The 26,277-nt window shown below is 46.3% G+C and carries 24 protein-coding genes and 1 pseudogene; 10 read left to right on the forward strand and 15 right to left on the reverse strand.

Annotated features, from left to right (window positions below; all coding sequences use genetic code 11):
- Positions 1-4: 4 nt before the first annotated feature.
- The 9 genes and pseudogenes from DW947_RS01785 to DW947_RS01825 all read right to left on the reverse strand — a co-directional run bounded on the left by DW947_RS01785 (position 5) and on the right by DW947_RS01825 (position 7,843).
- The gene (locus DW947_RS01785; protein WP_009036922.1) at positions 5-1,180 is read right to left on the reverse strand and encodes an EpsG family protein; all 1,176 of its coding nucleotides are present in this window, start codon (positions 1,178-1,180) and stop codon (positions 5-7) included.
- Positions 1,177-2,580 (reverse strand): lipopolysaccharide biosynthesis protein, encoded by a 1,404-nt coding sequence (locus DW947_RS01790; RefSeq protein WP_009036921.1) that lies wholly within the window; start codon positions 2,578-2,580, stop codon positions 1,177-1,179. Before DW947_RS01790 ends, DW947_RS01785 begins: the two co-directional genes overlap by 4 nt.
- A complete protein-coding gene (locus DW947_RS01795) occupies positions 2,577-3,494 on the reverse strand; it encodes a hypothetical protein (protein WP_009036920.1) in 918 nt (305 codons plus the stop codon). The genes DW947_RS01790 and DW947_RS01795 overlap by 4 nt, the downstream gene beginning before the upstream one ends.
- Before the next feature lie 22 nt (positions 3,495-3,516).
- Positions 3,517-3,939 (reverse strand): serine O-acetyltransferase, encoded by a 423-nt coding sequence (locus tag DW947_RS01800; protein WP_009036919.1) that lies wholly within the window; start codon positions 3,937-3,939, stop codon positions 3,517-3,519.
- A gap of 97 nt (positions 3,940-4,036) precedes the next feature.
- Positions 4,037-5,830: pseudogene (tnpC, locus tag DW947_RS01805) on the reverse strand (IS66 family transposase).
- A 66-nt stretch (positions 5,831-5,896) separates the two neighbouring features.
- Positions 5,897-6,238 carry an IS66 family insertion sequence element accessory protein TnpB gene (tnpB, locus tag DW947_RS21490; protein ID WP_009036916.1) on the reverse strand — a complete coding sequence of 114 codons (342 nt, stop codon included), beginning with the start codon at positions 6,236-6,238 and terminating at the stop codon, positions 5,897-5,899.
- On the reverse strand, positions 6,232-6,645 hold the full coding sequence (locus DW947_RS21785) for a hypothetical protein (protein WP_009036915.1): 414 nt from the start codon (positions 6,643-6,645) through the stop codon (positions 6,232-6,234). The genes tnpB and DW947_RS21785 overlap by 7 nt, the downstream gene beginning before the upstream one ends.
- A gap of 100 nt (positions 6,646-6,745) precedes the next feature.
- Positions 6,746-7,234, reverse strand: a complete 489-nt coding sequence (locus DW947_RS01820) for a UpxZ family transcription anti-terminator antagonist (protein ID WP_005828187.1) — start codon at positions 7,232-7,234, stop codon at positions 6,746-6,748.
- A gap of 72 nt (positions 7,235-7,306) precedes the next feature.
- A complete protein-coding gene (locus DW947_RS01825; RefSeq protein ID WP_009036914.1) occupies positions 7,307-7,843 on the reverse strand; it encodes a UpxY family transcription antiterminator in 537 nt (178 codons plus the stop codon).
- A gap of 719 nt (positions 7,844-8,562) precedes the next feature.
- Between DW947_RS01825 and DW947_RS21495 the strand changes: the two genes are divergently transcribed.
- The 3 genes from DW947_RS21495 to DW947_RS01835 all read left to right on the forward strand — a co-directional run bounded on the left by DW947_RS21495 (position 8,563) and on the right by DW947_RS01835 (position 10,227).
- Positions 8,563-8,790 carry a hypothetical protein gene (locus DW947_RS21495; protein ID WP_034528723.1) on the forward strand — a complete coding sequence of 76 codons (228 nt, stop codon included), beginning with the start codon at positions 8,563-8,565 and terminating at the stop codon, positions 8,788-8,790.
- Between the two features lie 216 nt (positions 8,791-9,006).
- Positions 9,007-9,354 carry an SH3 beta-barrel fold-containing protein gene (locus tag DW947_RS01830; RefSeq protein WP_009036912.1) on the forward strand — a complete coding sequence of 116 codons (348 nt, stop codon included), beginning with the start codon at positions 9,007-9,009 and terminating at the stop codon, positions 9,352-9,354.
- 33 nt (positions 9,355-9,387) lie between these two features.
- The gene (locus DW947_RS01835; RefSeq protein ID WP_034528720.1) at positions 9,388-10,227 is read left to right on the forward strand and encodes a DUF4373 domain-containing protein; all 840 of its coding nucleotides are present in this window, start codon (positions 9,388-9,390) and stop codon (positions 10,225-10,227) included.
- A gap of 127 nt (positions 10,228-10,354) precedes the next feature.
- On the opposite strand, the gene DW947_RS01840 is transcribed toward DW947_RS01835, so the two are convergent.
- Positions 10,355-10,951, reverse strand: a complete 597-nt coding sequence (locus DW947_RS01840; RefSeq protein WP_009036910.1) for an ACP phosphodiesterase — start codon at positions 10,949-10,951, stop codon at positions 10,355-10,357.
- The gene (lipB, locus tag DW947_RS01845; protein WP_227186948.1) at positions 10,948-11,619 is read right to left on the reverse strand and encodes a lipoyl(octanoyl) transferase LipB; all 672 of its coding nucleotides are present in this window, start codon (positions 11,617-11,619) and stop codon (positions 10,948-10,950) included. Before lipB ends, DW947_RS01840 begins: the two co-directional genes overlap by 4 nt.
- A gap of 137 nt (positions 11,620-11,756) precedes the next feature.
- Here lipB and DW947_RS01850 point away from each other — a divergent pair, with 137 nt between their 5' ends.
- Entirely contained in the window at positions 11,757-14,603 is a 2,847-nt protein-coding gene (locus tag DW947_RS01850) for a TonB-dependent receptor (RefSeq protein WP_008663188.1), read from the forward strand.
- Between the two features lie 92 nt (positions 14,604-14,695).
- Complete coding sequence (locus DW947_RS01855) at positions 14,696-15,529, forward strand: helix-turn-helix domain-containing protein (protein WP_009036908.1); 834 nt, start codon at positions 14,696-14,698, stop codon at positions 15,527-15,529.
- Between the two features lie 11 nt (positions 15,530-15,540).
- On the opposite strand, the gene DW947_RS01860 is transcribed toward DW947_RS01855, so the two are convergent.
- From DW947_RS01860 to DW947_RS01875, 4 genes are all read right to left on the reverse strand, one after another.
- Positions 15,541-17,235: a heavy metal translocating P-type ATPase gene (locus tag DW947_RS01860; protein ID WP_009036907.1), complete on the reverse strand. Its 1,695-nt coding sequence runs from the start codon at positions 17,233-17,235 to the stop codon at positions 15,541-15,543.
- A gap of 70 nt (positions 17,236-17,305) precedes the next feature.
- The gene (locus DW947_RS01865; protein WP_009036906.1) at positions 17,306-17,617 is read right to left on the reverse strand and encodes a heavy-metal-associated domain-containing protein; all 312 of its coding nucleotides are present in this window, start codon (positions 17,615-17,617) and stop codon (positions 17,306-17,308) included.
- Between the two features lie 28 nt (positions 17,618-17,645).
- Positions 17,646-19,862: a TonB-dependent receptor domain-containing protein gene (locus DW947_RS01870; protein ID WP_009036905.1), complete on the reverse strand. Its 2,217-nt coding sequence runs from the start codon at positions 19,860-19,862 to the stop codon at positions 17,646-17,648.
- Between the two features lie 83 nt (positions 19,863-19,945).
- Positions 19,946-20,344, reverse strand: coding sequence for a hypothetical protein (locus tag DW947_RS01875; RefSeq protein WP_034528716.1), 399 nt, complete (start codon positions 20,342-20,344; stop codon positions 19,946-19,948).
- Positions 20,345-20,482: 138 nt separating this feature from the next.
- Here DW947_RS01875 and DW947_RS01880 point away from each other — a divergent pair, with 138 nt between their 5' ends.
- From DW947_RS01880 to trhA, 5 genes are read left to right on the forward strand one after another with little or no spacing between them, the layout of a single operon-like run.
- Positions 20,483-21,349, forward strand: a complete 867-nt coding sequence (locus DW947_RS01880; RefSeq protein ID WP_119958425.1) for a DUF3298 and DUF4163 domain-containing protein — start codon at positions 20,483-20,485, stop codon at positions 21,347-21,349.
- A gap of 37 nt (positions 21,350-21,386) precedes the next feature.
- The gene (gene rsmG / locus DW947_RS01885; protein WP_009036902.1) at positions 21,387-22,007 is read left to right on the forward strand and encodes a 16S rRNA (guanine(527)-N(7))-methyltransferase RsmG; all 621 of its coding nucleotides are present in this window, start codon (positions 21,387-21,389) and stop codon (positions 22,005-22,007) included.
- A 15-nt stretch (positions 22,008-22,022) separates the two neighbouring features.
- Positions 22,023-22,661 (forward strand): MBL fold metallo-hydrolase, encoded by a 639-nt coding sequence (locus DW947_RS01890; RefSeq protein WP_009036901.1) that lies wholly within the window; start codon positions 22,023-22,025, stop codon positions 22,659-22,661.
- Positions 22,662-22,692: 31 nt separating this feature from the next.
- Positions 22,693-25,542, forward strand: coding sequence for an aminomethyl-transferring glycine dehydrogenase (gene gcvP / locus DW947_RS01895; protein WP_118940763.1), 2,850 nt, complete (start codon positions 22,693-22,695; stop codon positions 25,540-25,542).
- On the forward strand, positions 25,542-26,204 hold the full coding sequence (trhA, locus tag DW947_RS01900; protein ID WP_229084508.1) for a PAQR family membrane homeostasis protein TrhA: 663 nt from the start codon (positions 25,542-25,544) through the stop codon (positions 26,202-26,204). Before gcvP ends, trhA begins: the two co-directional genes overlap by 1 nt.
- Positions 26,205-26,277: the final 73 nt, after the last annotated feature.

Below are 26,277 nucleotides of genomic sequence, written 5' to 3' on the forward strand. Positions count from 1 at the left end.
AATATTATTTCCGAAAAGATGTTTCTAACTCCATAGCCCTATCCGCATCTTCTATACGCTGCTCCACTATGTTTTTCTGATTTTTGTCAAAACGATGAAATATATCAGTATATGGATACCAACGATGATAAAATTTCAATCCACTTCTCACATAAGACAAATCTCCTGCATAATAATTGGCATTAGGCAATATAGGAAGGGTGAAAAAAAAGACAAAAGCCAATAAGTTTTGCGGCAAGCGTAAACGGTATAAAGCATCAACATAATAAAGTAACATATAAAAAACGATATAATTTATCATACGTCCCGCAATAGCAGTATTGGCAACCATTGTTGTAGCAATGAAAAAATAAAGCATATAAATGGGGTCATATTTATCTATTTTGCCAAGCAACTTCTTTCTATTGTAATAAACTAAAATAAATGGAAATAATACATACTCAACAAACCGTAATATTTTCCCATTAATGTTCATGCCCAAACCTTGATAATATTCAAACTTCTGAGCAATAAGAGGATTGACAAATAAATAAGAAAATATATCGTTCAGATACCCCCATAGCAATATATTTCCCACCAACATTAAAAATATATTCAGATAAGAGAAACGGATATACCGACAAAAAGGATAAAGAAACAATATAAAAGCAGAAGAATGGAATAAAAATGCTATTGATACAACCAAATAGTACTTACTCCATTTCTTATCAATATAATAATCTGATGCAAAAAGGAAACAAATGACAGCCAATGATTCACGTAGAATTTCTGTATTAAAATATAAATATTGATATAAAAAATAAAAAAGCACTACTGTAAAACGATATTTCGTTTTCTTCCAAATAAAAAAGAATACAAAGCCATTCAAAAGGACAGCATGTACAAATTGAAAAAATATAAAATCATCATAAACCGTTTTAATAATAGAATTTAAAAGTAACCAACCAGGATCAAAAAACACGTAAGAAAAGAGATTCATTTCATCCCCCAGTTTCGGATAAAAATCGAAATATCGAATATATCGCACAGTATCTCCCCCTACCACATAACGACATCCCATTATCAAAACTGCCAGTATAAGCAATAACTTATAAGACAGAACAAGCCCTTTCTTTTTTTTGCAGATATCATAACGGAATACAAAATAAAGGGTTAGAGTTAATACGAAGAAATAAATCATAGCATAATCTTCTTATATCGAGTATATGCACTCATAAAAAACGGTATATATAACAATAATAAAGTAAATACACATATCCATTTCATCCCCAATGTAAGATCCCCTCCAAGCATTACATATAAAGATAATGCTAAAACCGGCATTAAAGTAAACAATAATAACCTCCAATGAAAATCCACTCTATATAAATATTCTGTAGTTATCAAACTAATGGCACATAAAACAGCATTTGCTAAAAACATTGAAAAGGCAACTCCTGGCAAAGCAAAAAATCGAACTCCCAAAAACAAAGTTACTATATTAACAATCAATGACATAAAAAAATTAATCGAAATATATTGAGTTTTCTGCACAATTTTAGGCCCTACATTTACTATCTCTGTCAATACCAGAAAAGAGATGCTCAATCCTAACATACCTACATATTTAGACGAGTCCAAATATTTATCATCAGCCATAACCTTTATCAAATCTTGTGAAAAAACGGTAATACATGATACTAAAAAGAACAATGGCGGGGATAATAAATCCAACATACTTTGTATCATCTTTTTATGATTTTCCTTTTGCAGAATCTTAAATAAGAATTGATTCCAAGCCATCATAAAAGTTTGTTGAAACAGTTGCATAATCGACCCGAACTTCAATGCCATTGAAAAAATTCCTAAAGTATATGTATCCAAGTATCCTAATATAAAGAAACGATTAGAAGAAGAGTTTATAGAAACTCCTACACGTGCTGGGAACTGTGGAATTGCATATCGTAAAGACTTCAGAAAAGCTGTTTTTGAAAAAGAGAACGCTAACAATTTGCGAATAAAAATCAAGGATAATACAGAAGAGAAAAAAACAGCCAAGAGTTGAGACATGAAAAAACCTTGCAAGCCCATACCTGAAAATCTCAAAAAGACAAACATCAAAGCTATCAACAATATGGATTTTATAATCACGGAAGTTGCAAATAAAAAGACCTTATTTTCAAACCTTAATAGAATTAAAGACAATGTTGAAAGTGCTGAAAAAGGCATTTGTATCGCAGCTATTCTGAAAGCATATGCATACTGAGTATTTTCACACAATAAAACACTTAATGTTTCCGCATAAATACATACCAACAAAACAAGCAATAGCACCAATAAAAGTATGACAGAAAATATAGTAAAAGCAAAAATTTTTCTCTCTTTACTCTCATATTCATAATAATATCTTTGTAACGATGTCTCCAATTGCAAAAAGGCAAATATCAACACAACACCAATTGTCGTTTGTACAATGTCAATTACCCCAAACTCAGCAACAGTAAAAGTTGAAGCATATAACGGGATTAAAAGAAAAGAGCATAGCCGCTCTAAAGCAACGGCAAAACTATATGAAAAAAAATTCAGAATCAATTCTCTCATTTTCCAAAACGTCTTAGCCAAGATTGATATGTATACTTTTCCACTATGCTCGAAGATAAAGGAACAATATCCTTTTGCAAAAAAGCATCCAATTCATCCCATGAATCCATATCAATAATAAATATATTATTCGGATCATAAAAATCCGCTTCTTTCACTGACTTTTGATTTGTAATTAATTTCTTTCCGAAAAAAAATGCTTCCATTACCCTTAAAGTATAACCGCTTTGTCCTGGTTGGGCTATATCCAATAAAATATTTGACTTACTTACATAATCCAAGTATATTTCATATTCCAAATAAGGAAGTCGCTGCGATTTAGGCAATGTTTCGTCAACTACATAAAACAATACATTCATATTTAGAGATATGAATTTCTCACGTAAGGTATTCAACAACGCTCCTCTTCCCTTATTTTGACCACAGAACAATACATCATACTCTTTTCTCCCAATCTTTTCAGGAACCAATTCCTTTAAATAGAAAGCTGTATTATATTGCATATTCCAGCGTTCACAATCTGCCTTATCAAAAGACCATAACTGACATCCCATTTTCCACAAAACAGAGGGCAAAATTGAGTTTTTCGCAGCAATAACAGGATTCCAATACCAAACTATAACTTTACCATGCATCATTTTTTTACATACATATTTGATTACTCCATATGAATAATCATGATTGTAAGCAAAAATAATTACGCATTTATATGTATTTAATTTCTTTTTCCAATTTCCTAAAAAGATAGCTATCAATTTATTATCCAATATACCCAAACTCTTTAATACCTTTTTCAATATTCGAGTAATTATTCCCATATTTTTATAGGGAGCACAAATGTCCACATTGTTATTCCCCATATATTTTTCCCATATAGGAAATGGCGTATATAATACCAAAAAATCCTTATTCATTTAACAAATCTATTTCTCCTTTTCATTTATTTACTACCATAGCTGGAACACCAACCACAGTACATCCAATAGGCACATCATGAATAACCACAGCATTAGCACCAACCATACTATCATCCTCAACAATAACACCTCCTAAGACACATGCCCCACACCCAATCATAACATTATCTTTTATAACAGGAACCCCTCTATTATTTCTACCTGCTATTGAAACATTCTGATATATCTTACAATTATCTCCAATTATAGCATCTTGATGAATCACACATCCCAAGCCATTATGGACAAACAAAGTATTCCTTCCTATTTGTACACTAGGAGGCAGTTCACAAGAATAAATAACTCGAATTAAACGAGATATAAATCCTGGGAAAAACGGTATTTTCTTTTTATACAAATAGTGCATCACACGATACAAACGCATTAAAGAGTTCTTTTCCATAAGTGGTGTTAATACTCAATTTAGAGCATATCCTTTTTATAAGGCACCAGAATGGGTGCCTCACAAAAAATTGCTATTAAATTCGATTGATTTTTAACTATTGGCATACAGCCAAGTCTATATTTTGCGGTGCAAGACTCAAAAAATCTCTGCAACCGTTAAAAATTCCGGTAAAAAATTTGCCAAGATAATCCCACGTGGACCTGCCTTGCAGCTTCACCGTGCTGATTATGCTATGGTATACGGCGGCAATCTCAGCCCCCTCGTCGCTGCCGAAGTGCAGCGAGTTCTTCCGTTTGGTCGTAAAGGGACGGACAGCACGTTCTGCAAGATTGTTAGAGATCGGATAACGCCCGTCCTTGATATAAGTGAAAGCCTCCTTCCAAAACTTATGGAGATAATTAAGGGCCTCACGCATATAACAACTTGTATGCTCCCCCTCACTTTTCAACTCCTGCAGCAGGTTTGCCCGCAGGTTTATCATCGCCTCCAGGGTCGGCAAACCCTGCCGTCGCCGGGTACGCTCCTCATCCGTAATCATCTCCCTGTCATACTCCCTTTCAAAACGGAAGAGACGGTTGATATTGTCAAGGAAAACATCCGCCCTCTTGTCGCCTCCTTCCATCCGGGCCTTCACGAACTTCGCCCGCACGTGCGCCAGACAGACCTGATGGTCTGTATCCTTATACCTGTGGGTTTTCAGTTCGTCACCGATAAAGACATAAGCGTTATAACCGTCAGACATAAGAGCTTTCAACCCGGCATCACCTAAAAAGTTCGTCAGCACGTCACGCCCACGGGAACCGTCCTCGTAGAAGAAGATAACCATACGTTCAGCCTTGTTCACCAGGACCCACATGTAGCATTTCTTGTAACGGTCATATTTACGGACCTTGCACCAGGTCTCGTCACAATTGACAACGGCATCCTTCTCCAGCGCGATCCTCTTCAGTTCCACCACCATACGGTCGAGGTATTTCCTGCCTTTCTTCAGCCAGTTGCGCAAGGTATTCTCCGAGACGGTCATTCCCATATCCCCAAGCCATTGGTGCAGCAGGCCGAAGGTCACGTTCTTCACGTATACCTCATAGGCGATGGCCTGCAGGAACCCAGGAGTTATCTTGGTACCGTCAAACCGAGTTACCACCTGCGGGTGTCCTTCCTTGGGGAAATACCCCCAGCGCGGCTTGCGGCCCTTCTCCACGTACTGTACCATCTCGAACTGTTCTTCCACAAGACAGATGTCAAGACGGAAGGTCCTCACCAGCTTGCGGTCAAGGATACGCCCGGGAACCTTGGAGAGATCCGACAAGTACCTGACAGGAGTTCCGTTCACGCCCATGGTACGATAGGTTTCCGGACGGTTGGAGAGATCCCTCGGATTCGGAGAGGAGGGGTGGGATTCCTGTGTTTCCGACTCCGGTATGGAACGGGTATCCAACGATTCGTCCGTACCGTCAAAGCCATCTTTCTCATTCTCACGGTCAACAGGATCATCATCACTACCGGAATCATCCTTCTTTACGGACTGTCTCTTCGAACCGAAACGCTACCTGCGGGCAGATTTGAGTTGTTCCTTCAGCTTTGTATTCTCACGTTCCAGGGATTTACGCGATTCGCGTTCTTCCTCAAGAAGGGATTGCAGCTCATTCAATTTTTCCAGCATCCGGTTGGAACGGGATAACTCTTTAGTCAGGTCCTCCAACACCAGTTTCATCGCGCGGTTATCCAGTTCCGCGTTCTCCAGACGCTCGATAAGGTATTCCACATAGCGGTTTTTCATCTCATCGGACATATTCTCACAGCGGTTAAAAGCACGACGCGAGAAGGTCTCACGCGCCAGAAGCTCGCGTTTCTGAACTATAAACTGTCGTAATTCGTCCGTATCCATATCCTGCTTTTTGTACATCAAATATACGGAAAAAATTTGATATAACCATATAAATACGGAACATAATTATCTTATTTTTAACGATTTAATCACGGGATTCTCCAACAGGAGGACCACGTCCTTCCAGTCTATCCGGTAGGCGACCTCGTTACCTTCGTCGTCTTTGATTATACGCATAAACTGATAGCCCGAAACAAACTTTTTCTCGAAAAGACTATAGGAACGGTGATCATAGGCGAACAGCCGAACGATACGCCGGTCTTTAGACATCACGATATAAATGTCACCGTCTGAGGGCTCACGGTGCAACTGTTCACGGATGACGGACAGAACACGGGAATGCTTACAACGCATGTCAGTAAAGCCACGCAGGTAATAGAAGCGGTTCATGCCGGTCACACTCAACATAGCACCTCCAGCTTTTGAATCAGACGGTACAGACCAGGATAATCCAGATCTTTTTGGAGGATATGCAGACCATTGCTCAAGGTTAGATCCAAGCATATACGCACGGGAAGCACACGCGCCCCTTGGCACGGATTCCGGTGATTGTTCCCTGCCTGCGGGGAAGGAATGTCCTTCTTGACCGGGTTTTCCACTGAAGGAGAAGACGGAACGGAATCCGAGGGCGGAACCGGGGGAACACCATCCACCTGAACTTCTACTATTTTTCTGCGGGTATCCTTGTACCATTTATGAAAAAGGTTGTAAGGAACGTTATGCGTTGAACAGAATGACTGAAGAGACACACCATGAGGGACGGCCTCCGTTTGGTACTGAAAATAAAATCTTTCAAGATCTTCGCTACTATACATAATTCGGAAATTTTAGTTCGCAGCGAAGATAGGTATTTCATTTTTGAGCTCTAATTTGAGTGCTTACGAATGGTCATCAAATGGGAACATTGCGAGACGCTTAGTCTTTCACTTCCTCCCACGGATAAGGATTCTCCATCACATTCTGAAACTCATCAACAGCTTCCTGCTGTTCGGCGGTCAGCAATGCAGCATTCCAAGAGGCAATGATGGAGTGAGCTTCATCTGCCAAAGGCTCATCGAAAACCTCTCCATAACAAGCAGTGAGCAGACGGAGCTTCAGCAAAGATGCGGGAAGAGTATCCAGAATATCCCAACAACGGTTCAGAACCTCCTGCACATGCTGCTGTTTCTCACCGTGGTCGACAAACGAGGCACTGTAACCCATTAAAAGAGCGAGACATACATTGGCTTGTTCCTCCACTGTAGTGCCCCAAGTGCCGGAATTATATAAAGTTGTAGTCAAACGATAAACTTCACCATTACGACGCGACAAGTCATCACTATAAATAGGACTCCCGTCCATACCCAAATACATCAGATCGTGCGCAGCACGCTGAAGGAGGAGTGCTTCTTCTAAAAGAGACATATTATTTCAGATTTATGATTTTAGATTCTAAAGAGGAAAAAAGATACTTCGCCACATCCTACATAGTGATCGTTATTTGATCACTTCTATAAGGTCCGGATGGATAGTGGCCATGGCAAGAGCAATGACACCTTGTATCTCTATAACCACACGGCGGTCACGTGCCCCCTTTACTTTCAGAAAAATACCCTCCTGACCTGCAAAGTCACCACCCGTAATACGGACTCTAGTTCCCTTCGACAGATTCAACTCTTCGGGCTGGAAATAAAGCAAATGGTCGTTATAGGTTCCGGCAACGGCGATGAAGCGCTGCATCTCATGGTCGGGAATAATTATCTTCTGACCACTGCGGGTATCGGTTATATATTGCAAATAAGTAATTTGAGACTTAACACGCTGTACGTCGGAAGGACGTGCATGGACAAAAACCAGATTACGGATGACGGGAACCAAAGTACGGACTTTCTTACCCTTACGGATACTTACCTTATATTGCATGGGGACAAAACAGCCGAGGCTCTCCTTCTCGAGAAGATGCACCGCATCAAGCTCTCTGCGGTATGTGGCACGCATGGCATGCCAGACTTCAACCTCGTTATCCGTTTCCATTTTCGTTGTTTTGTTCACAAAAGAGTGTTCCTCTGGGGCTTTGAACCCTCGGTATATACCTGGTATCCAATCATTTGCGAGCACCCTATGTAAAATACAGCAAGCATTGTGCCCTTCTTGCCAACAGTTTTTTTGCAGTTCGTCATTACCTTTTGGTAAGAGACTATAAACGAACGGATTACAAACAAAAAGCGTTTTTTAAACGTTCGTTTTTTGAACGTCAAATTTCAGGAAATGAAATAGGGAATAAGTTAATAAAAGGGAATGGAAATTTTAAATATTAAATAAGATACTTAATACACTGAATTACTGTATATTAAACTGGAATATGATGGGCTTTCCAAAATATTTTTATTAAACATTTTGAGGATATAAAAAACAGTCTTATCTTTGCGTCCATTAAACGAACGTTTAAAAAACACTTCCAAGTCAAAGTCATTTCCATTTATATATCAACGCATTAACCCATCATAAAGATAAAACCCAGCTTTTTATCTCCATCCTTACTCCACAAAAACAAAAAACTTGATATACCTTTGCATTTATTTTACAAACTACAGTAATTTTAATTATTAACCCAAAAACATTAGAAAAATGAAGGCAAAAGAGACACTCCAAAGTAAGGAAAAAAAACAAAAAGAGCCCCCCTAGAAACGAATGTAAAGCACGGCATATCAGCTCCTAAAGCAGGAGTAGGACGTCCCTCAAGCGGGGAGGTTATGGGAATATTGCCACAATATAGGAAAGAAGTCATTAAAGACATCATCCTATGGAAAAAATCAAGATACTTTATAGAAGAAAAGCCGACAAGCAACAAGGCATTGGCACAATGGGCATACTCACATTTCGACTTCAGAACGCCAGACTATAAAAGACTGTCAGAAAACACTATAATACAAGAGTTCGGTGAAGTGTGGCGGGAAATGAAGGTAGCAGGAGAGATATAGGGAATAAAACAAAAAAGGGCAGAAACCACGAAACTTATTGACAATAATTAAATATAAACAACTTAAGGAATAAACCACTTATCTTTGCCGCCACTTTGGTAAGGATGAAGCCACACCGCCTATAGATGCCGCTTTCTCAACGAATGCGGCATCTTTTTTATATATAAGCGTACCTCCTGCCAAACTAATACAATTATTAATTTTAAAGACAACAAGATGAGAAAGTCGACAAAGAACGCCCCACTTCACGAGGCACTGAGAAACCTATGGAAAATACGTATCATGCTGGAAAAGAACTATACGGAAACATGCGCCACATGGATGACCCAACGGATAGAAAGCCTGATAGACCACATGCAATACGGACACGCACTCATAGCCTACCACAAGCAGGACGGGACATTTAGGCTGGCGAAAGCCACCTTACTGCCCTACAAGGCAGACTTCAGAAGAGATTATGACATCACAAGAGTGACAAGCACCATAGCCTTCTGGGACGTGGAACTGCAGGCATGGAAAACCTTCCAGCTGGAGAACTTCCTCGAATGGAGCCCCATATGCTAACCATTAATCACCAATCATTAAACACTAAAAACAATGGCCATGATGTATGGGGGAATGCTATATTTCCCCCTCAAAGTAAATCTATTCGAAGAGATAGCAGTGGAACTGGTGGAAGCCAAGTTCGGACTGAAAGGAACCGCAGCGGTAATGAAACTGCTGTGCAAGATACATAAGGAAAACGGATATTACCTGAAATGGAACGCGGAGCAATGCACACTGTTCACCAACAAGGCAGGAAGGGACATCAATGAACAGGAGATGCAGGGAGTCGTGGACATCCTGGTGGAGAAAGTCTTTTTCGACCCCAAAACCTATAAGGAACAAGGGGTGCTGACCTCTACCGAAATACAGAAGGTATGGCTGGAAGCCACCAAACGGAGGAAAAGAGACCTCACCACCTTGCCCTATCTGCTGGTAGAGACGGAAGAGGACAAGCCGGACAAGGACAAGACTTGTACGCAAAAACGGGAAAATTGCACGCAGGATGCAGACATTTTCCCCGAAAATGCATGCAATTCCAAACAAAGCAAAGAAAGCAAAGTAAAAGAAAGCAAAGCAAAAGAAAGTAGAGCACTTCCCCCTCTTACTCCCCCCGGGGAAAGCGGAGGAGCGCAGGGAAATCCTGATTTAGACATTCCCGGATATGCCTACAACAGGAATACGCACAACCTGGAATGCCTCATGCTGAATCTGGAAAAGCTCTACATCACCGACCGGGAGGAAATCAGGAAGATTCTGAAGTTATCGGACTACGGCAGGCTGGGAAACTACGTCTGGAAAATATTCAATGGGACGAACTGGAGCAAGGTGAACAGCAAGGGAGGGTACATCATCTCGGTACTGGCAAGAGAGAAGCGGAGTACGGGAAGCTGATTCCACAGGGCACAAGCTATCAATAACATGTCATGCAGGAAATCAATAACGTGTGATACAAAAAACAAATATCGTGTCGGCAGGATATTAATTCCTTGCCGACACGATATTCATTCCTTCTTCGTCCTTAAAATTGTGACTTATAATTATGCTGATATTCAGCGCAAAACCTCTGCAATTCAATAAAAAATGGCTGGAACACAGCAAACAGTTCCTCATCGTGCTCTTCAAGGTATCGAATTGCCTTATCTACGGATATATCAATATGATGATATTCCACCATGATGTTCAAAGACTCTCTTATTCCGTTCAGAGTGGCGTATTTCCGCAAACGGTCGGTCAGGATAAAATGCCAGATAAAACGTTTGAACCGTAGCGGAAGATAGCGGTAATTGATAAGGAGGGAAAGATAAAAATTCCGGGTATACTTCCTCAAGGAGCCTCCGGAGAACGACTCGAAACGGGAAGCCAGCAAATAATCGAAACAAATATCCAGCAATACCCCCGAATACCGTCCGAATTCAGGTTGAAGCCTATGCACCACCTCGCAAACTGCCGGATGATGGTCGGTATAGTCGTCAATAGCGCGGTGAAGCTGAATACCCTTGGCTATATCCGGCGGATAATTCTTATAGGAGCTTCCCTTTACGGCATCGCCTACAAAATTGCCCAACTGTACTTTTCTGTTCGAACCGGAAAGGAATATATGTGCCAGATAGTTCATGACAAAAGATTTACCAGCTCCTTGCAAAGACGCTCCTTCACCTCCTCCATCGACACCTCGTGTCCCAGCTCTTTCTGCAAAGAAGTGACACCCTTGTCTATGAATCCGCAGGGATTGATATAGCTGAAATAACGTAAATCGGTATTCACATTCAGTGCCAATCCATGCATGGTGACAAAATGGCTGCTGCGCACGCCGATGGCACAAATCTTACGGGCACGGGGAGTATCGCCCTCCAGCCATACGCCCGTTGCCTTCTCCAGACGTCCGGCCGCGATGCCAAACGAAGCACAAACACGGATTACCGCCTCTTCCAGCAGATGCACATATTCCTTCAACCCCAAAGAAAAGTCGTCAAGGTTCAGAATAGGATAGCAGACCAACTGTCCCGGACCATGATACGTAATGTCTCCGCCACGGTCAATATGATAGAGCGTAGCCCCTATCCTGCGCAGTTGTTCTTCTCCCAGCAGCATATTCCTTTCTTTTCCGCTACGCCCCAATGTATAGACATGGGGATGCTCGCAGAGCACAATATGATTGACATAGCACTCTCCTGCCTGCTTGGCATGTACAAGTGCGTCAAACCATTCCGTCTGCCGGCTCCATGCTCCGGCATAAGGAATCATGTTCCAATCTGATATTTCCAGTTTCATGCAAGCAAATATAGCACTTTTTTGAATTCACTCCCCGAATTTATCTTAAATATGTAGCATCAATTCATAAAAATACACCTTGATAATCTGATAATATCTCACGTACTTTGCAAACATTCTGATATAACTATTCACAAAAAGACAGACTTATGAAAAAAAGAATTCTAATAACGCTATTCGCAGCGTTACTGTTCAGCTTTTCCATATCTGCACAGATATTGAAGGGGCACGTATATGATGCAACGACCAATGAACCGCTTGCAGGGGCATCGGTCACCTACAAGCTGAAAGACACGCAAGGCGTAGTGACCGACATAAACGGTGCATACGAAGTACACCTGCCGGCGGGAGGTGTAGATTTGGTATTCAGCTACGTGGGATATGAGGATGTGCCAATGCCCATCGTCATCAGCAAAGGAGACATTATGCAGAAAGACGTGTACATGAAGGAAAGCACCAACCTGCTGGAAGATGTCGTGGTCTCGGCCGGACGGTTTGAACAGAAGCTGAGCGATGTGACGGTCTCCATGGATTTGATAAAGGCCAGTGACATTGCCCGCCAGGCTCCCACAGACATCACCTCGACACTGCAGACCATTCCGGGGGTGGATATCATCGACAAGCAACCCAGCATTCGAGGCGGTGGCGGCTGGACTTACAGCGTAGGTGCCCGCAGCCTGGTACTGGTAGACGGGATGAGCGTGCTCAGCCCCCAAAACGGAGTCATCAACTGGAACAGCGTACCTCTGGAAAATGTGCAGCAGGTAGAGGTCATCAAAGGAGCCTCCAGCGTGCTCTATGGTTCGTCGGCCCTGAACGGCATCATCAACATACGCACCGCACGGCCGGGACTGACCCCTCAGACCCGTTTCAGTGCCTATGTAGGAATCTATGACGACCCCGACAACAGCGATTACCAATGGAGTGACAAATCTTTCTGGAAAGAGGACAAATATCCGGTAAAGCCCTTGTTGCGCAACAGCCTTTTCAGCGGTGTACGCAATCCGCTCTACGAAGGTTTCGACCTCACCCACTCCCGCCGCATCGGTAACTTTGACGTCAGCGGCGGACTGAATCTCTTTACCGACGAGGGCTACCGCCAACAAGGTTACAACAAACGTTTCCACATCAACGGAAACCTCACCTACTATCAGCCGGATATGGGTATGAAACTGATGAACTACGGTTTCAACGTGGATTTCCTTTCCAACAAGTACGGGGATTTCTTCATCTGGCGCTCGCCCGGCGAGGCCTACCGCCCCTCTCCCTTTACTAATATGGGACGTGAGTCCAACAACTTCCGCATTGACCCTTTCTTCAACTTCACCAATCCTGAAAGAGGTACTTCACACAAAGTAAAGGGCCGTTTCTACTACAGTGCGGACAATGTGGTACGCCCTACACAATCCGCCTCCATTACGGATATTCTGGGCAACATGGGCACCGACGCACAAGTCATCCAGAACATTGCCAATGGAGACTACACAGCCCTCCAGCCACTGATGACCGGAGTTATCAAATGGCTGGGAAGCGACAAGCTGAGTGATTTGATGGACGGTGTCTTCGGCTCTCTGGACAACATATTCCCCAATGCCACCACTGCCGACTATTGCGACCTCATCTCTTGGGTAATGAGCAACGGCCTGCCGTCTGACATGGGAGGACTGCTTGAAGGGAAACTACCCAGCGACCTGGTTCCCTGGCTATCCGGTGTACTCAATCCGAAGCGCAATCAATCACCAACACGGACGGACAAGAATTACGACTATTATCTGGACTATCAGTTCAACAAGAAATGGGACGGCGGCGCACAAATCACCACGGGTCTGACTTACGAACATATCCGCACCTTCTCCGGCGAAACGGAAGAAGTACATCAAAGTGACAATGTTGCCGCCTATATGCAATACGACCAGCGCTTCTGGGACCGCCTCAGCGTATCGGCCGGTGTACGTGCCGAATACTACCGGATAGACAAGCACTACCGGGAAGCCGACACAAAGGTTTTCGGGAGCAAGATTCCTTTCCGCCCCGTGTTCCGTGCCGGGCTGAACTACCAGCTAGCCGATTACAGCTTCCTGCGTGCCAGCTTCGGCCAGGGTTACCGTAATCCCTCCATCACCGAGAAATACCTTCGCAAAGACATCGGAGGTGTAGGTGTATATCCCAACTACAACGTACAGCCGGAAAAAGGATTCAATGCCGAGCTGGGATTCAAGCAAGGGTACAAGGCAGGCAATTTACAAGGATTTGCAGATGTCGCCGCTTTCTATACCCAATACAAGGATATGGTGGAATTCCAGTTCGGCCTATTCAACAATGCGGACCTGAGCATGATAAACAGCGTTACAGACGCCATACAAATGCTGAAGAACGGCAAGGGTTTCGGCATCGGGGCACAGTTCCACAACGTGTCCAAAGCACAGATTTATGGAATGGAAATCAGCACCAACGGCATGTACACCTTCAACAAAAACGCCAAGCTGCTCTATAACCTGGGATATGTATATACCGAACCGAGGGATGCCGACTACAAGAAACGCAATGCCCTGGAGAACACCTATACCGACCCGCTTCAGATGAAGGAGAAAAGCAATGACGGCAAGTACTTGAAATATCGTCCGAAACACAGTTTCAAGGCCACGCTGGACTTTCAGTGGAAACGCATCAACATAGGTGCCAACGTAAACTGGAAAAGCAAGATACTTGCCGTGGACTATATTATGCTGGACGAACGCAGCAAAAGTGAACCTGACCTGCTGGACTACGTGCGCGGCATCCTCTTCGGCTCGTCCAACGGGGAAACCCTGGCATCCTATTGGAAAAAGCATAATACGGACTATGCCACAGTGGACATGCGCTTCGGGGTGAAAGCCACCAAGGAAGTAGCTTTCCAGTTCATGATAAACAACCTGCTGAACAAGGAGTACAGCTATCGTCCCATGGCAGTGGGCGCGCCACGTACTTTCGTCGTAAAGATGGACGTTACATTTTAAAAAAAGAACATTTCATTTTAAAAACAGAATGTCTTCCGTTACTTTTTCCCGGAAAAGAATTACCTTTGTGCGAACTCTAAACGACAAAGCGTATGGAATTTCCTCAAGTCGACCTGCCAGTAGACATGATTGCATGGACTGAAGTAACGGAAGACATTCTAAACATATACAAACAGTCTTGCCGTCTGAAAGCATGCATCTTTGCACTTTGTATAGAAGGTTCCATCACGGTATCCATCAATCTGATGGATACGGAAATCAAGCAAGGGGATTTCATTACCCTGCTTCCCGGAACCATCATACAGTTTTACGAACAAAAGGAAAAAGTATGCCTGGGATTCGTGGGGTTTTCTTCCCATTGCCTCAATGGAGTCAACCTCATCCAGTCTACATTAAGTTCCTTCTCCAACATACTGGAGTATCCGGTACTGGCTGTCAACCCTACCGTCGCCTCCTATTTCAAGGACTATTTTGCCTTATGGGCACGCATCACGACCGGTCCCTATCCTCCCGATACAAAAATGGCTCAAAGCACTCTGAGCATGCTCCTCAGCGGCATAGACAGAATGTATTGCCACCGTCCGCAGATGCAAAAAGGGAACAAGAGCCGGAAAGAGGAAATATGCCGCGAACTGGTGCAGCTCGTCATCGAAAACTATACCCGCGAACGCCGCGCGCAATTCTATGCCGACAAACTGGGCATCTCCCTGCAACACCTCAGCACCACCGTGAGGCAAGTGACCGGCAGAAATGTATTGGACATCATCGCCCACGTCGTCATCGTAGACGTGAAAGCCAAGCTGAAATCAACCAACATGACCATTCAGGAGATTGCCTATTCCTTGAACTTCCCCAGTGCTTCTTTCTTTGGAAAATACTTCAAGAGGCACATGGGCATGAGTCCGCTGGAGTATAGGAACAGCTGAGAATACAGCCGTCAGAACCTGGAACTCAGACGAAGGCTGCTCAAAGCCACGGATACACAGGAAAGAGCCATGGCAGCACCTGCCAGCGCAGGACTCAGCAGAATGTCATAAACGGGATAGAGTACTCCGGCCGCGACAAAGATACCCACTGTATTATAGATGAAAGCCCAGAACAGATTCCGGTACATGAGGCTCACAGTCTGGCGAGACAACCGGAAAACTTTGGGCAACAGCAGCAGGTCTGAAGTCCTGAGAGTAATCATGGCGGTGTCCATCAACGTATCGGTCCCCTTTCCCATGGCAATGCTTACATCAGCACAGCTCAAGGCTTGCGCATCGTTCACGCCGTCACCTACCATGGCGACCGTTTTACCCTGAAGCTGCAGCTTATGGATGAAATCCTCTTTGTCATCGGGCATGGCATCGGCCACAAAACGCATGATACCCAAACTGCCGGCCACGGAAGAAGCCGTACGCTCACCGTCTCCCGTAAGCATGCATATCTCGATGTCCTGGATACGCAGTTCCCGGATAGCTTCCATAGAAGTCACCCTCAACTGGTCCTTGATGGCAATAACGGCAAGCAAATCGTTCTCACGCCCAAAGTAGACAATACTGTTTCCGTCCGATTCATATTGTGTCAGCATATCGGCCAGGATATCCGACAAATTGGCTTGATAATCTTTCAGCAGTTTATGGCTTCCTACCCAATATTCCGCACCCTGATAGGCCACTCTGACACCTTTTCCGGTAATGTTTTCAAAACCGTCCAGGTGGGCAGGGATAACCTGCTCCTCCCCTTCCAGGGCCGTAACGATTGCTTCTGCCAGAGGATGGTCCGAAGTAGACTCGGCGGCAAGCAATACATCTTTATAATGCTCCTCCTGCCCTTGCGCCCACAGCCAGCCTATTACCGTAGGATGCCCTTCTGTCAGAGTCCCGGTCTTATCGAATACCACCACATCCACATTGCGCATCTGCTCTAAAGCGGAAGTGTCTCTGATTAGGATATGATTGCGGGCAGCTTTATTAAGGCCCGCCGCCAAAGCTACTGGAGTGGCCAGCCCTACCACACACGGACAAGCCACCACCAATACGGACAAAGCGGCAAACAGACCGTGTGACACTACATCTATGCCTCCGAAGAACACCCATATAAAAAAGGTCAGCAGGGAAATGATGAGAATGACCGGGACAAAAAGCTCGGCAACACGGTCGTCAATGCGTTGCTTCTCCGGCAGTACGCGGGCTGCGTTATGCTGCCAGCCTCCCAACCGGCGGATAGCCGCCGACACATTTCGCCGGGCACGTTCCTCCATAAACTCGCCGGTCAGGGAAAAGGCGATGATGACGGCGGCAACCCCATAATAGACATGCGGTTCCAGCCCGATGCCCAGCCAATAATCCGGGAAGAAAGTATTGAACACACTGAACAGAAAAGCCACAGAGGTGGTAAGCGCCACCAGACGGTCTATATTGTTGCGGCCCGACCGGGTCCCCTTCCAGGCACCGGCATAAAAAGGAGCGCCGAAAAACAGCAGTACCGGAATTGCCAGTACCATCTGTATTTCACGGGTATAGGGTATATGCACAAAGACTGTAGAAAACAGTATCAGTACGATGGCAAAAAGCCATGCACCGACGACGCGCAATCCCGTGCTGTGCATATCCAGCACGGGATGTGCCTTAGTAATTATATTGCTCATTCGATTTATTTTTTAGATGGTTGTTGTTCCGCTTTAATAAAGCAACAACCGGAATGAGCCATTTGTTCAATTACTTCTTATCGTCCTGCTTGGTTTCCTTGACAAACTCCGCTTCATAATGGAACTTTTCGAAACCTTCTTTCAACTTTTCCACACTGGTCTTGTCGGCATCATACGTGATGGTTACCGTCTTTGTCTTCAGGTCTGTGTGGAAGTCCTTCAGTCCCTTCTCAAAACGGATGTTATTGTTTATCTTCCTTACACAGTTCTCACACTTCATCTGTGCCACCTTGAACACGGCTGTACGGATGTCTTTTGCCATTGCGGCAGATGCACAGAAGAGTACAACTGCCAAAGTCATTAAAAATCTTCTTGTTTTCATTGTTTCGCTATTGATTTAATAAATAATATTATATTCTCGGCAAGTTAAAACGGACACCTACATAGGCTTTTGCCCCATGCATGGGTCCCCAAACCATCGTAGCATCAAAGTTGCTTCCCCAGGGATTGGAAGCATCAATGATGGGGTTTTTCTGCTTGAAGTTTGTCAGGTTCTCGCCACCGACGTATATAGACCAGCGACGGAAATAGCGCGTCACCTGGGCACTCAACTGCTCGAAGCCGCCATAATGCCTTTCCCACGACCAGTTGCCGTCTGTCAGTTCGTATGGAGCCGGCATGCGCCCGCCACCATTCAGTTGCAAAGTTACATCAAACTGCCACAATCCCAAAGGTGTCTGATAGGAAGCCGTCAGCAAACCTTTATATTTGCTGGTAAGGGGTTTCTCCATCAGCTCTCCGTTGTAATTCGTCTTGGCATCCGTCCAACGGTAAGCCGCGGTAAAGGTGAAACCCGGGAAGAACGGATAGCTTGCCTCCACCTGCACTACCTGCGAATAGGAACGGCCGTGAAGGTTGTAAAACAGAACGGCATGCGGGTCCGTATCCATGTCTACCACCACCTGCTTGCTGAAATCCGTGTAATAGTATTCCGCATTCAGGTTCAAGGTTTTGCCGAACAAGGGAATATAGGCGGAAGTGCTTGCGCCATAGTTCCAGGCCTCATCCTGGTCAAGACGTTTGGCGATGTCTATCCGGCGGCTACTTGCCAGCAGATAGTTATTCTCGGCCAGCACATGGTTCGTGCGGTATCCTTTTCCTGCCGAAAGACGGAAATGTACATACTCGTTGGGATTGTACTTCACATGGAAACGCGGGGTGACGAAATAGCCGTACTCGCTGCTATGGTCGCCGCGGATGCCACCCATCAGCACCAGTTTATCGTCCCAGTTGTAGGTGTACTGCACGTAGGCGCCGGGGACGGCTTCTTTGGTGAATTTCTTCGTCAAAGGCTGTGCGGCGTCATTGTCCAGGCGGTAGTGCTGGTCGTAGGAGTCATAGTTGAAGCTCAGTCCGGCAGAAAGACTTTGACGCTTGGTCAGTTCCGTCTCGAACAGCAAGGAGGCATAAGCGTTGTGCTGGTCCACATCGTAGATTTTCCGTCCGTACAAGGCATCCTGCTTGTGCAGGGAGCCGGAGAGAATCAATGCCAGGTTAGTGTTCTTCTCCTTGTTGAATATATAGGCGTTCTTGGTGAAAGCTTCGTAGCGGTCGGTACCTATACTTATCTTATAAGGGTCTGCCAGGGACGTTTTGCCATGGCTGACTTGCCCGCTGTTGCGGTCTTCCGTAAGCACTTTGATGCCTGCCTGGAAGACGTAGCGGTCGCCCATGTATGCCCAGCGGTTCCAGAGGTTGTACTGCTCCACACGGGGGATGTCGGCAAAGCCGTCGTCGTTGCTGTCGTGAGCTTTGGTCTCATTCTCGTAATGCGCCAGCAAAGAGGTGCTCCAGCGTTTGGAGAGTTTCACCGTGGCATCGGCATTGGCTTCGTAGCGGTTGGTGCTGCTGGCAAAGAGGTTGGCGGAGAACCAATCGGCCTCGGGCAACTGGGGTTTCTTGAATTCCACATTGATTTGTCCCGTGATGGCCTCATAGCCGTTCTTCACGGACGAACTGCCCTTGCTCACCTGAATACTCTGCATCCATGGCCCGGGTACATAACCCAGTCCGTAGGGGGCGGCAGAGCCGCGGTAGTTGGGGATATTCTCCGTCATCATCTGCACATACGTACCGGACAAGCCGAGAAGCTTGATTTGCTTGGCACCGGTGGCGGCGTCAGAGTAAGTGACGTCCACCGAGGGATTAGTCACAAAACTCTCTCCCAAATTACAGCAAGCGGCACGGCTCAACTCGGCGCTGCTTATCATATCTTCGTTCATCACACTGTTACGCAGCTTCATGGTGCCCAACTTACGGCTGACCACATTCACCTCGCTCAGTTCCACCCCTTCGCGCAAGACAATGTCGAGCGTCTCATTGCGGTTACTGACGTGTATCGTATCGTTCTCAAAACCGATAAAGCTGACTACAAGCATATGCTTGTCATTGGGTTTGGACAAGGAGAAAGTACCGTCCACCGAAGTGGTGGTGCCTTGAGTAGTTCCCTGCCAGAAGAGGTTGGCACCCGCAATCGGGTCGCCCAAATTATCCTTTACCGTTCCCTTTACCTGCGCCTGCAAGGCGGTGAAAGAGAACAAAAGAATGGCTATCAAACTATATTTCATTTCTGTTTTATACTTAAAGAAGTGATTAAAAAACAAACAGTTCCCTCCGGGCAATCCAGGTCATTGCCCCGTATAAAACAACACTAAATGAGAAGCGTGGAATAGAGCGCCAGATAATGACGCGAGCCGACGACATATGGCGGTGCTCCTGAAACAACTCTCGGAGTACAAGCCACCTGCGGCAAGGAGTGATCAAACAGCGGCAGTTGCTCGCAAAACAGTGTAAGGAATGGCACGAACGAAGCAGACTCGTGTGCATACTTCACGAAATCCACCTTGTAGTAGACGGCTGTACAGCCGGTACCCTTGCATGTTTGCCGTGAGGCACGATGTGTATTATGGCATTTGGAACAGCCGGAAGTGCAGCAGCTTTGCGTCGTCTCGCATCCGGCACAGCAATACTGAACTACAGAAATCCCCACTCCGCTTATAATGATAAGGGAGGAAAAGAGTACAGCCAGTATGTAACGGAGTTCCTTCATAAGCGTTGCAAAGATAGAAAGTTTTAACCGTTTGCCGGAATTAATTTTTCCTTTTTTATGTGTGCAGTTCGTTAATAAGTTCTATATTTGTCGATAAAGTTTTTTGATTGATATGTTGATTTATAAACGAAACTCAATATGAAAAAGCAAACTGTCAGCCTACTTGTCCTTCTGCTTGCGGCAAGCGGCTTTTTCTTTTCCTGCGGTAACACCGTGAACAAAAACGCATATGCGTTGGAGTTCGACAGTATACAAGTAAACGAAACCGCACATCTCTTCGGAGACACAGCCAAGCCGGCCTGCAACCTCATCCTCAACTTTGCCTACGCCAGCCAGTCATCCGACGTAAGGCTGAAAGACAGTCTGAACACCTTCTTCCTCTCTGCTTGCTTCGGCGACAAGTACATGGCGATGACACCCGAAGAAGCTGTCAAGAAATATACGGAGAAATATGTCGGCGACTACCGCAATGACCTGGAGCCGATGTACAAAAAGGATGAGCAGGACAAGGAGGACGAAGAAAGCATAGGAGCTTGGTATTCCTATTATAAAGGAATCGAAAGCCATGTGCAGTTGTGCAATACCTTGATACTGACCTACCGTATAGATTACAACGAATATACCGGCGGCGCACACGGCATCTATATGTCCACCTTCCTCAACCTCGACCTAAAGACCCTAAGCCCCATCCGCCTGGACGACCTCTTTGAAGGCGACTATAAGGAAGCGCTGACCGACTTGCTTTGGAAACAGCTGATGGCAGACAACAACGTCAGCACCCGCCAAGAGCTGGAGGACATGGGTTACGCCACCACCGGCGATCTGGAGCCCATCGAGAATTTCTATCTGGACCCAACGGGAATCACCTTCTATTATAATGTATATGAAATTGCCCCATACGTAATGGGAGCAACCAAAATCACGTTGTCTTATGAGGACATAGCCCATCTGATGAACGGTGAATTCATCACCTTGAGCAGTGCTATAAAGGCAGACGGTGAATAGGAACTGTAATCAATTGTCTATCAACATAAAATTCACAATGGATTTAATACTCAAATATTTCCCGGACCTGACGGAAGAACAGAAACGGCAGTTTGCCGCACTCTACGACCTCTATCTGGACTGGAACTCTAAGATTAATGTCATTTCACGCAAAGATATAGAGAACTTGTACGAACACCATGTGCTGCATTCTCTGGGCATAGCCAAGGTAATCAGGTTCAGACCGGGGACACAAATTATGGACCTCGGCACGGGAGGAGGCTTTCCGGGGATCCCGCTTGCCATCCTTTTCCCCGAAGTACAATTCCATCTGGTGGACAGCATCGGAAAGAAAGTACGCGTAGCCTCCGAAATAGCCAACAGCATCGGGCTGAAAAACGTCACCTTCCGCCATGCCCGCGCAGAAGAGGAAAAAGGGAAGTTCGACTTTGTGGTGAGCCGTGCCGTGATGCCACTGACAGACCTACTGAAGATTATCCGCAAGAACATCTCCTCCAAACAGCAGAATGCATTGCCCAACGGACTAATTTGCCTCAAGGGGGGCGAATTGGGGAACGAAACCATGCCCGTCAAGAACAAGACCACGTTGTGGGACCTGAAGGAGTTCTTTGAAGAGGAGTTCTTCGAGACAAAGAAAGTAGTATATGTAGGGGGATAAATCTAAATACATAATATGAAAATAAAGAGATTTGAGTTTAATATGTTCCCGGAGAACTGTTATGTGCTTTGGGACGAAACCAATGAAGCGGTCGTCATTGACCCGGGCTGTTTTTATGAAGAAGAAAAGCAGGCCTTGAAAAACTTCATCATCAAGAATGGGCTGAATGTGAAACATCTGCTGAATACCCATCTGCATCTGGACCATATCTTCGGCAATCCTTTCATGCTGAAAGAGTTCGGATTGAAGGCCGAAGCCAACCAGGCCGATGAATTCTGGATTGACGAAGCGCCGAAACAAAGCCGCATGTTCGGCTTCCAACTGCAGGAGGCCCCCGTGCCCCTGGGCACTTACCTGCACGATGGAGACATCATCACCTTCGGCAATACTAAACTGGAAGCCATCCATGTGCCGGGACACTCGCCGGGCAGCCTGGTGTACTATTGCGCGGCAGACCACTGCATGTTCTCGGGAGATGTGCTGTTTCAAGGCAGCATCGGCCGTGCCGACCTTGCCGGCGGCAACTTCGACGAACTGATAGAGCATATTTGCAGCCGTCTGTTCATCCTGCCCAACGACACGATTGTCTATCCCGGACACGGAGCACCGACTACCATAGGAATAGAGAAAGCGGAGAATCCGTTCTTCCGGTAAATATACAGCAAACTTTTAAATCATTACAGCCATGAAAAACGACCTATTGGCCTACCGCCACATCGGCATCAGCGAAAAAGACGAGGAGAAGATGCTCCAAAAAATAGGAGTGAAAAGCCTGGACGAGCTGATTGATAAAACCATTCCTGCCAACATCCGCCTGAAAGAACCGCTGGCTCTGCCCAAGACAATGACGGAGTATGAATTCGGACAGCACATTGCAGGACTGGCTGCCAAAAACAAACTTTACACAACCTATATCGGTATGGGATGGTACAATACCATCACTCCTGCCGTTATCCAACGGAATGTATTCGAGAACCCCGTTTGGTACACTTCCTATACCCCCTATCAGACCGAAGTCTCACAAGGACGCCTGGAAGCCCTAATGAACTTCCAGACTGCCGCATGTGACCTCACCGGCATGCCCCTTGCCAACTGCTCCCTGCTGGATGAAGCGACTGCCGCAGCCGAAGCCGTGACGATGATGTACGCCCTGCGTCCGCGCGACATGCAGAAATCGGGTGCCAACGTGGTATTTGTAGACGAAGCCGTCTTCCCGCAGACACTGGCGGTAATGACTACCCGCGCCATTCCGCAAGGTATCGAGCTGCGTATAGGAAAATACCATGAAATGGAATTCACACCGGACATCTTCGCCTGCGTACTGCAATATCCCAACGCCGCCGGCAACGTGGAAGATTATCGCGCCTTCGTGGAAAAAGCCCATGCAGCCAACTGCAAAGTGGCCGTTGCCGCCGACATTCTGAGCCTCGCCCTGCTCACCCCTCCGGGAGAATGGGGAGCTGACATCGTCTTCGGAACCACACAACGGCTCGGTACCCCGATGTTCTATGGAGGGCCGTCGGCAGCCTACTTTGCCACCCGTGACGAGTACAAGCGCAATATGCCGGGACGCATCATCGGCTGGTCGAAAGACAAATACGGCAAGCTGTGCTACCGCATGGCGCTGCAAACCCGCGAGCAACATATCAAGCGTGAAAAGGCGACTTCTAACATCTGTACCGCGCAGGCACTGCTGGCTACAATGGCAGGATTCTATGCCGTATATCACGGTCCGGAAGGCATCCGCACCATTGCAGAACGCATCCACAGCATTGCCGTATTCTTGGAAAAGAGCATCAACAGACTGGGATACAAGCAGGTCAATGTACAATATTTCGACACGCTCCGCTTTGCACTGCCCGACACCATTTCGGCACAGCAGATACGTACCATCGCCTTGAGCAAGGAAGTGAACCTGCGTTATTTCAAGAATGGGGACGTAGGTATGAGCATCGATGAGACTACGGACATCACTGCCGTCAACGTACTGCTCTCCATCTTTGCCATTGCCGCCGGAAGGGATTGGGAAAAGGCAAGCGACGTACCCATGGCAAGCAGCATCAGCGCGGAGATGAAACGCCAAAGCACCTATCTGACACATGAAGTATTCAACAAATACCATACGGAAACGGAGATGATGCGCTACATCAAGCGTCTCGACCGCAAGGACATCTCACTGGCACACTCCATGATTTCCCTCGGCTCGTGCACCATGAAGCTGAACGCTGCCGCAGAGATGCTGCCGCTCAGCCGTCCGGAATTCATGAACATGCATCCCCTGGTGCCCGAAGACCAGGCCGAAGGTTACCGCGAACTGATAAGCAACCTCAGTGAAGAGCTGAAAATAATTACCGGCTTTGCCGGCGTCAGCCTGCAACCAAACTCCGGTGCGGCAGGCGAATATGCCGGACTCCGCGTCATCCGCGCCTATCTGGAAAGCATCGGGCAAGGACACCGCAACAAGGTGCTGATACCGGCATCCGCACACGGCACCAACCCGGCATCCGCCATCCAAGCTGGCTTCACCACCGTGACCTGCGCCTGCGATGCACAAGGCAATGTGGATATGGCCGACTTGCGTGCCAAAGCGGAAGAAAACAAGGATGACCTCGCCGCCCTGATGATTACCTACCCTTCCACACACGGTATCTTTGAAACGGAAATAGTGGAAATCTGCCACATCATACATGCCTGCGGTGCGCAGGTATATATGGACGGTGCCAATATGAATGCCCAAGTAGGCTTGACGAATCCCGGCTTTATCGGTGCGGACGTCTGCCACTTGAATCTGCACAAGACGTTCGCCTCTCCTCACGGCGGCGGCGGACCGGGCGTAGGCCCCATCTGCGTGGCAGAGCATCTGGTTCCGTTCCTTCCGGGACACAAATTGTTCGGCAATGCAGCCAACCAGGTGTCCGGAGCCCCCTTCGGCAGTGCAGGTATCCTCCCCATTACTTATGGCTATATCCGCATGATGGGAACAGAAGGGCTGACACGGGCCACAAAGATAGCCATCCTCAGCGCCAACTACCTGGCAGCCTGCCTCAAGGATACATACGGCATCGTTTACCGCGGTGCTACCGGCTTCGTAGGACACGAAATGATATTGGAATGCCGTAAGGTGCACGAAGAGACGGGCATCAGCGAAAACGACATCGCCAAACGTCTGATGGACTACGGCTATCATGCCCCCACCCTCTCCTTCCCGGTACACGGCACGCTGATGATTGAACCGACGGAGAGCGAAAGCCTTGCCGAACTGGATAACTTCGTGCAGGTGATGCTGACCATCTGGGACGAGATTCAGGAAGTGAAGAACGGCGAAGCCGACAAGACGGACAACGTGCTGGTGAATGCCCCGCATCCCGAATACGAAGTGGTAGCCGATACGTGGGAGCACAGCTATACCCGCCAAAAGGCAGCCTACCCGATAGAAAGCGTACGCGAAAACAAGTTCTGGGTGAACGTGGCACGCGTGGATAATACGTTGGGAGACCGTAAACTGTTGCCTACATGCTATGGATGCTTCGACTGATGAAAAGAAAGCGTAACGGACTATTTTATAGTAAAAAAGAAGAAACCATCAATTCCATCTCCCATGGCATCGGCATTGCCATGGGAGTAATTGTAAGTACACTATTCCTGATAAAATGCTACCAAGCACAGAATCTTTGGGCAGCATTCGGTGTATGGCTCTATCTGTTCGGTATGGGCGGCTCCTATCTTGCCTCCACACTCTACCACTCCCTGAAACATCATAATCCGTGGAAACGACGCTTGCGGCATTGGGACCATGCAGCCATCTATTGGCACATTGCAGGCAGTTATTCCCCCATCACACTCATTGCATTGAGAGAGGACGGCGGTTGGAGCTGGGGACTTTTCGGCTTCGTCTGGCTATGCGCCATCATCGGTACTGTTGTCAGCTTCCGCAAGATGGAGGAGCACAGTTACGTGGAAACAGTGTGTTACATCCTGATGGGACTGTCCGTACTGGTAGTATTCAAGCAGCTTTTCGCCCTCTCCCCTACAGCCTGCTACTGGATTATTGCCGAAGGAGTATGCTACATCACGGGAGCTGCTTTCTACTCCTTGCGCAAGGCACGGTACATGCATTCGGTTTTCCATTTCTTTGTATTGGGCGGTTCAGCCTGCCACATGGTGGCTGTATGGGACATACTGGTGAAGATGCTGTAAGCAAACGACAAGCGCACAACTGCTAAAAGAAGTTAATAAGCATCTCTCCCCCTTGCTTTTCTCCATAACTTAC

This window comes from Bacteroides sp. AM44-19, assembly GCF_003603395.1.
Classification (GTDB): Bacteria; Bacteroidota; Bacteroidia; order Bacteroidales; family Bacteroidaceae; genus Bacteroides; species Bacteroides uniformis.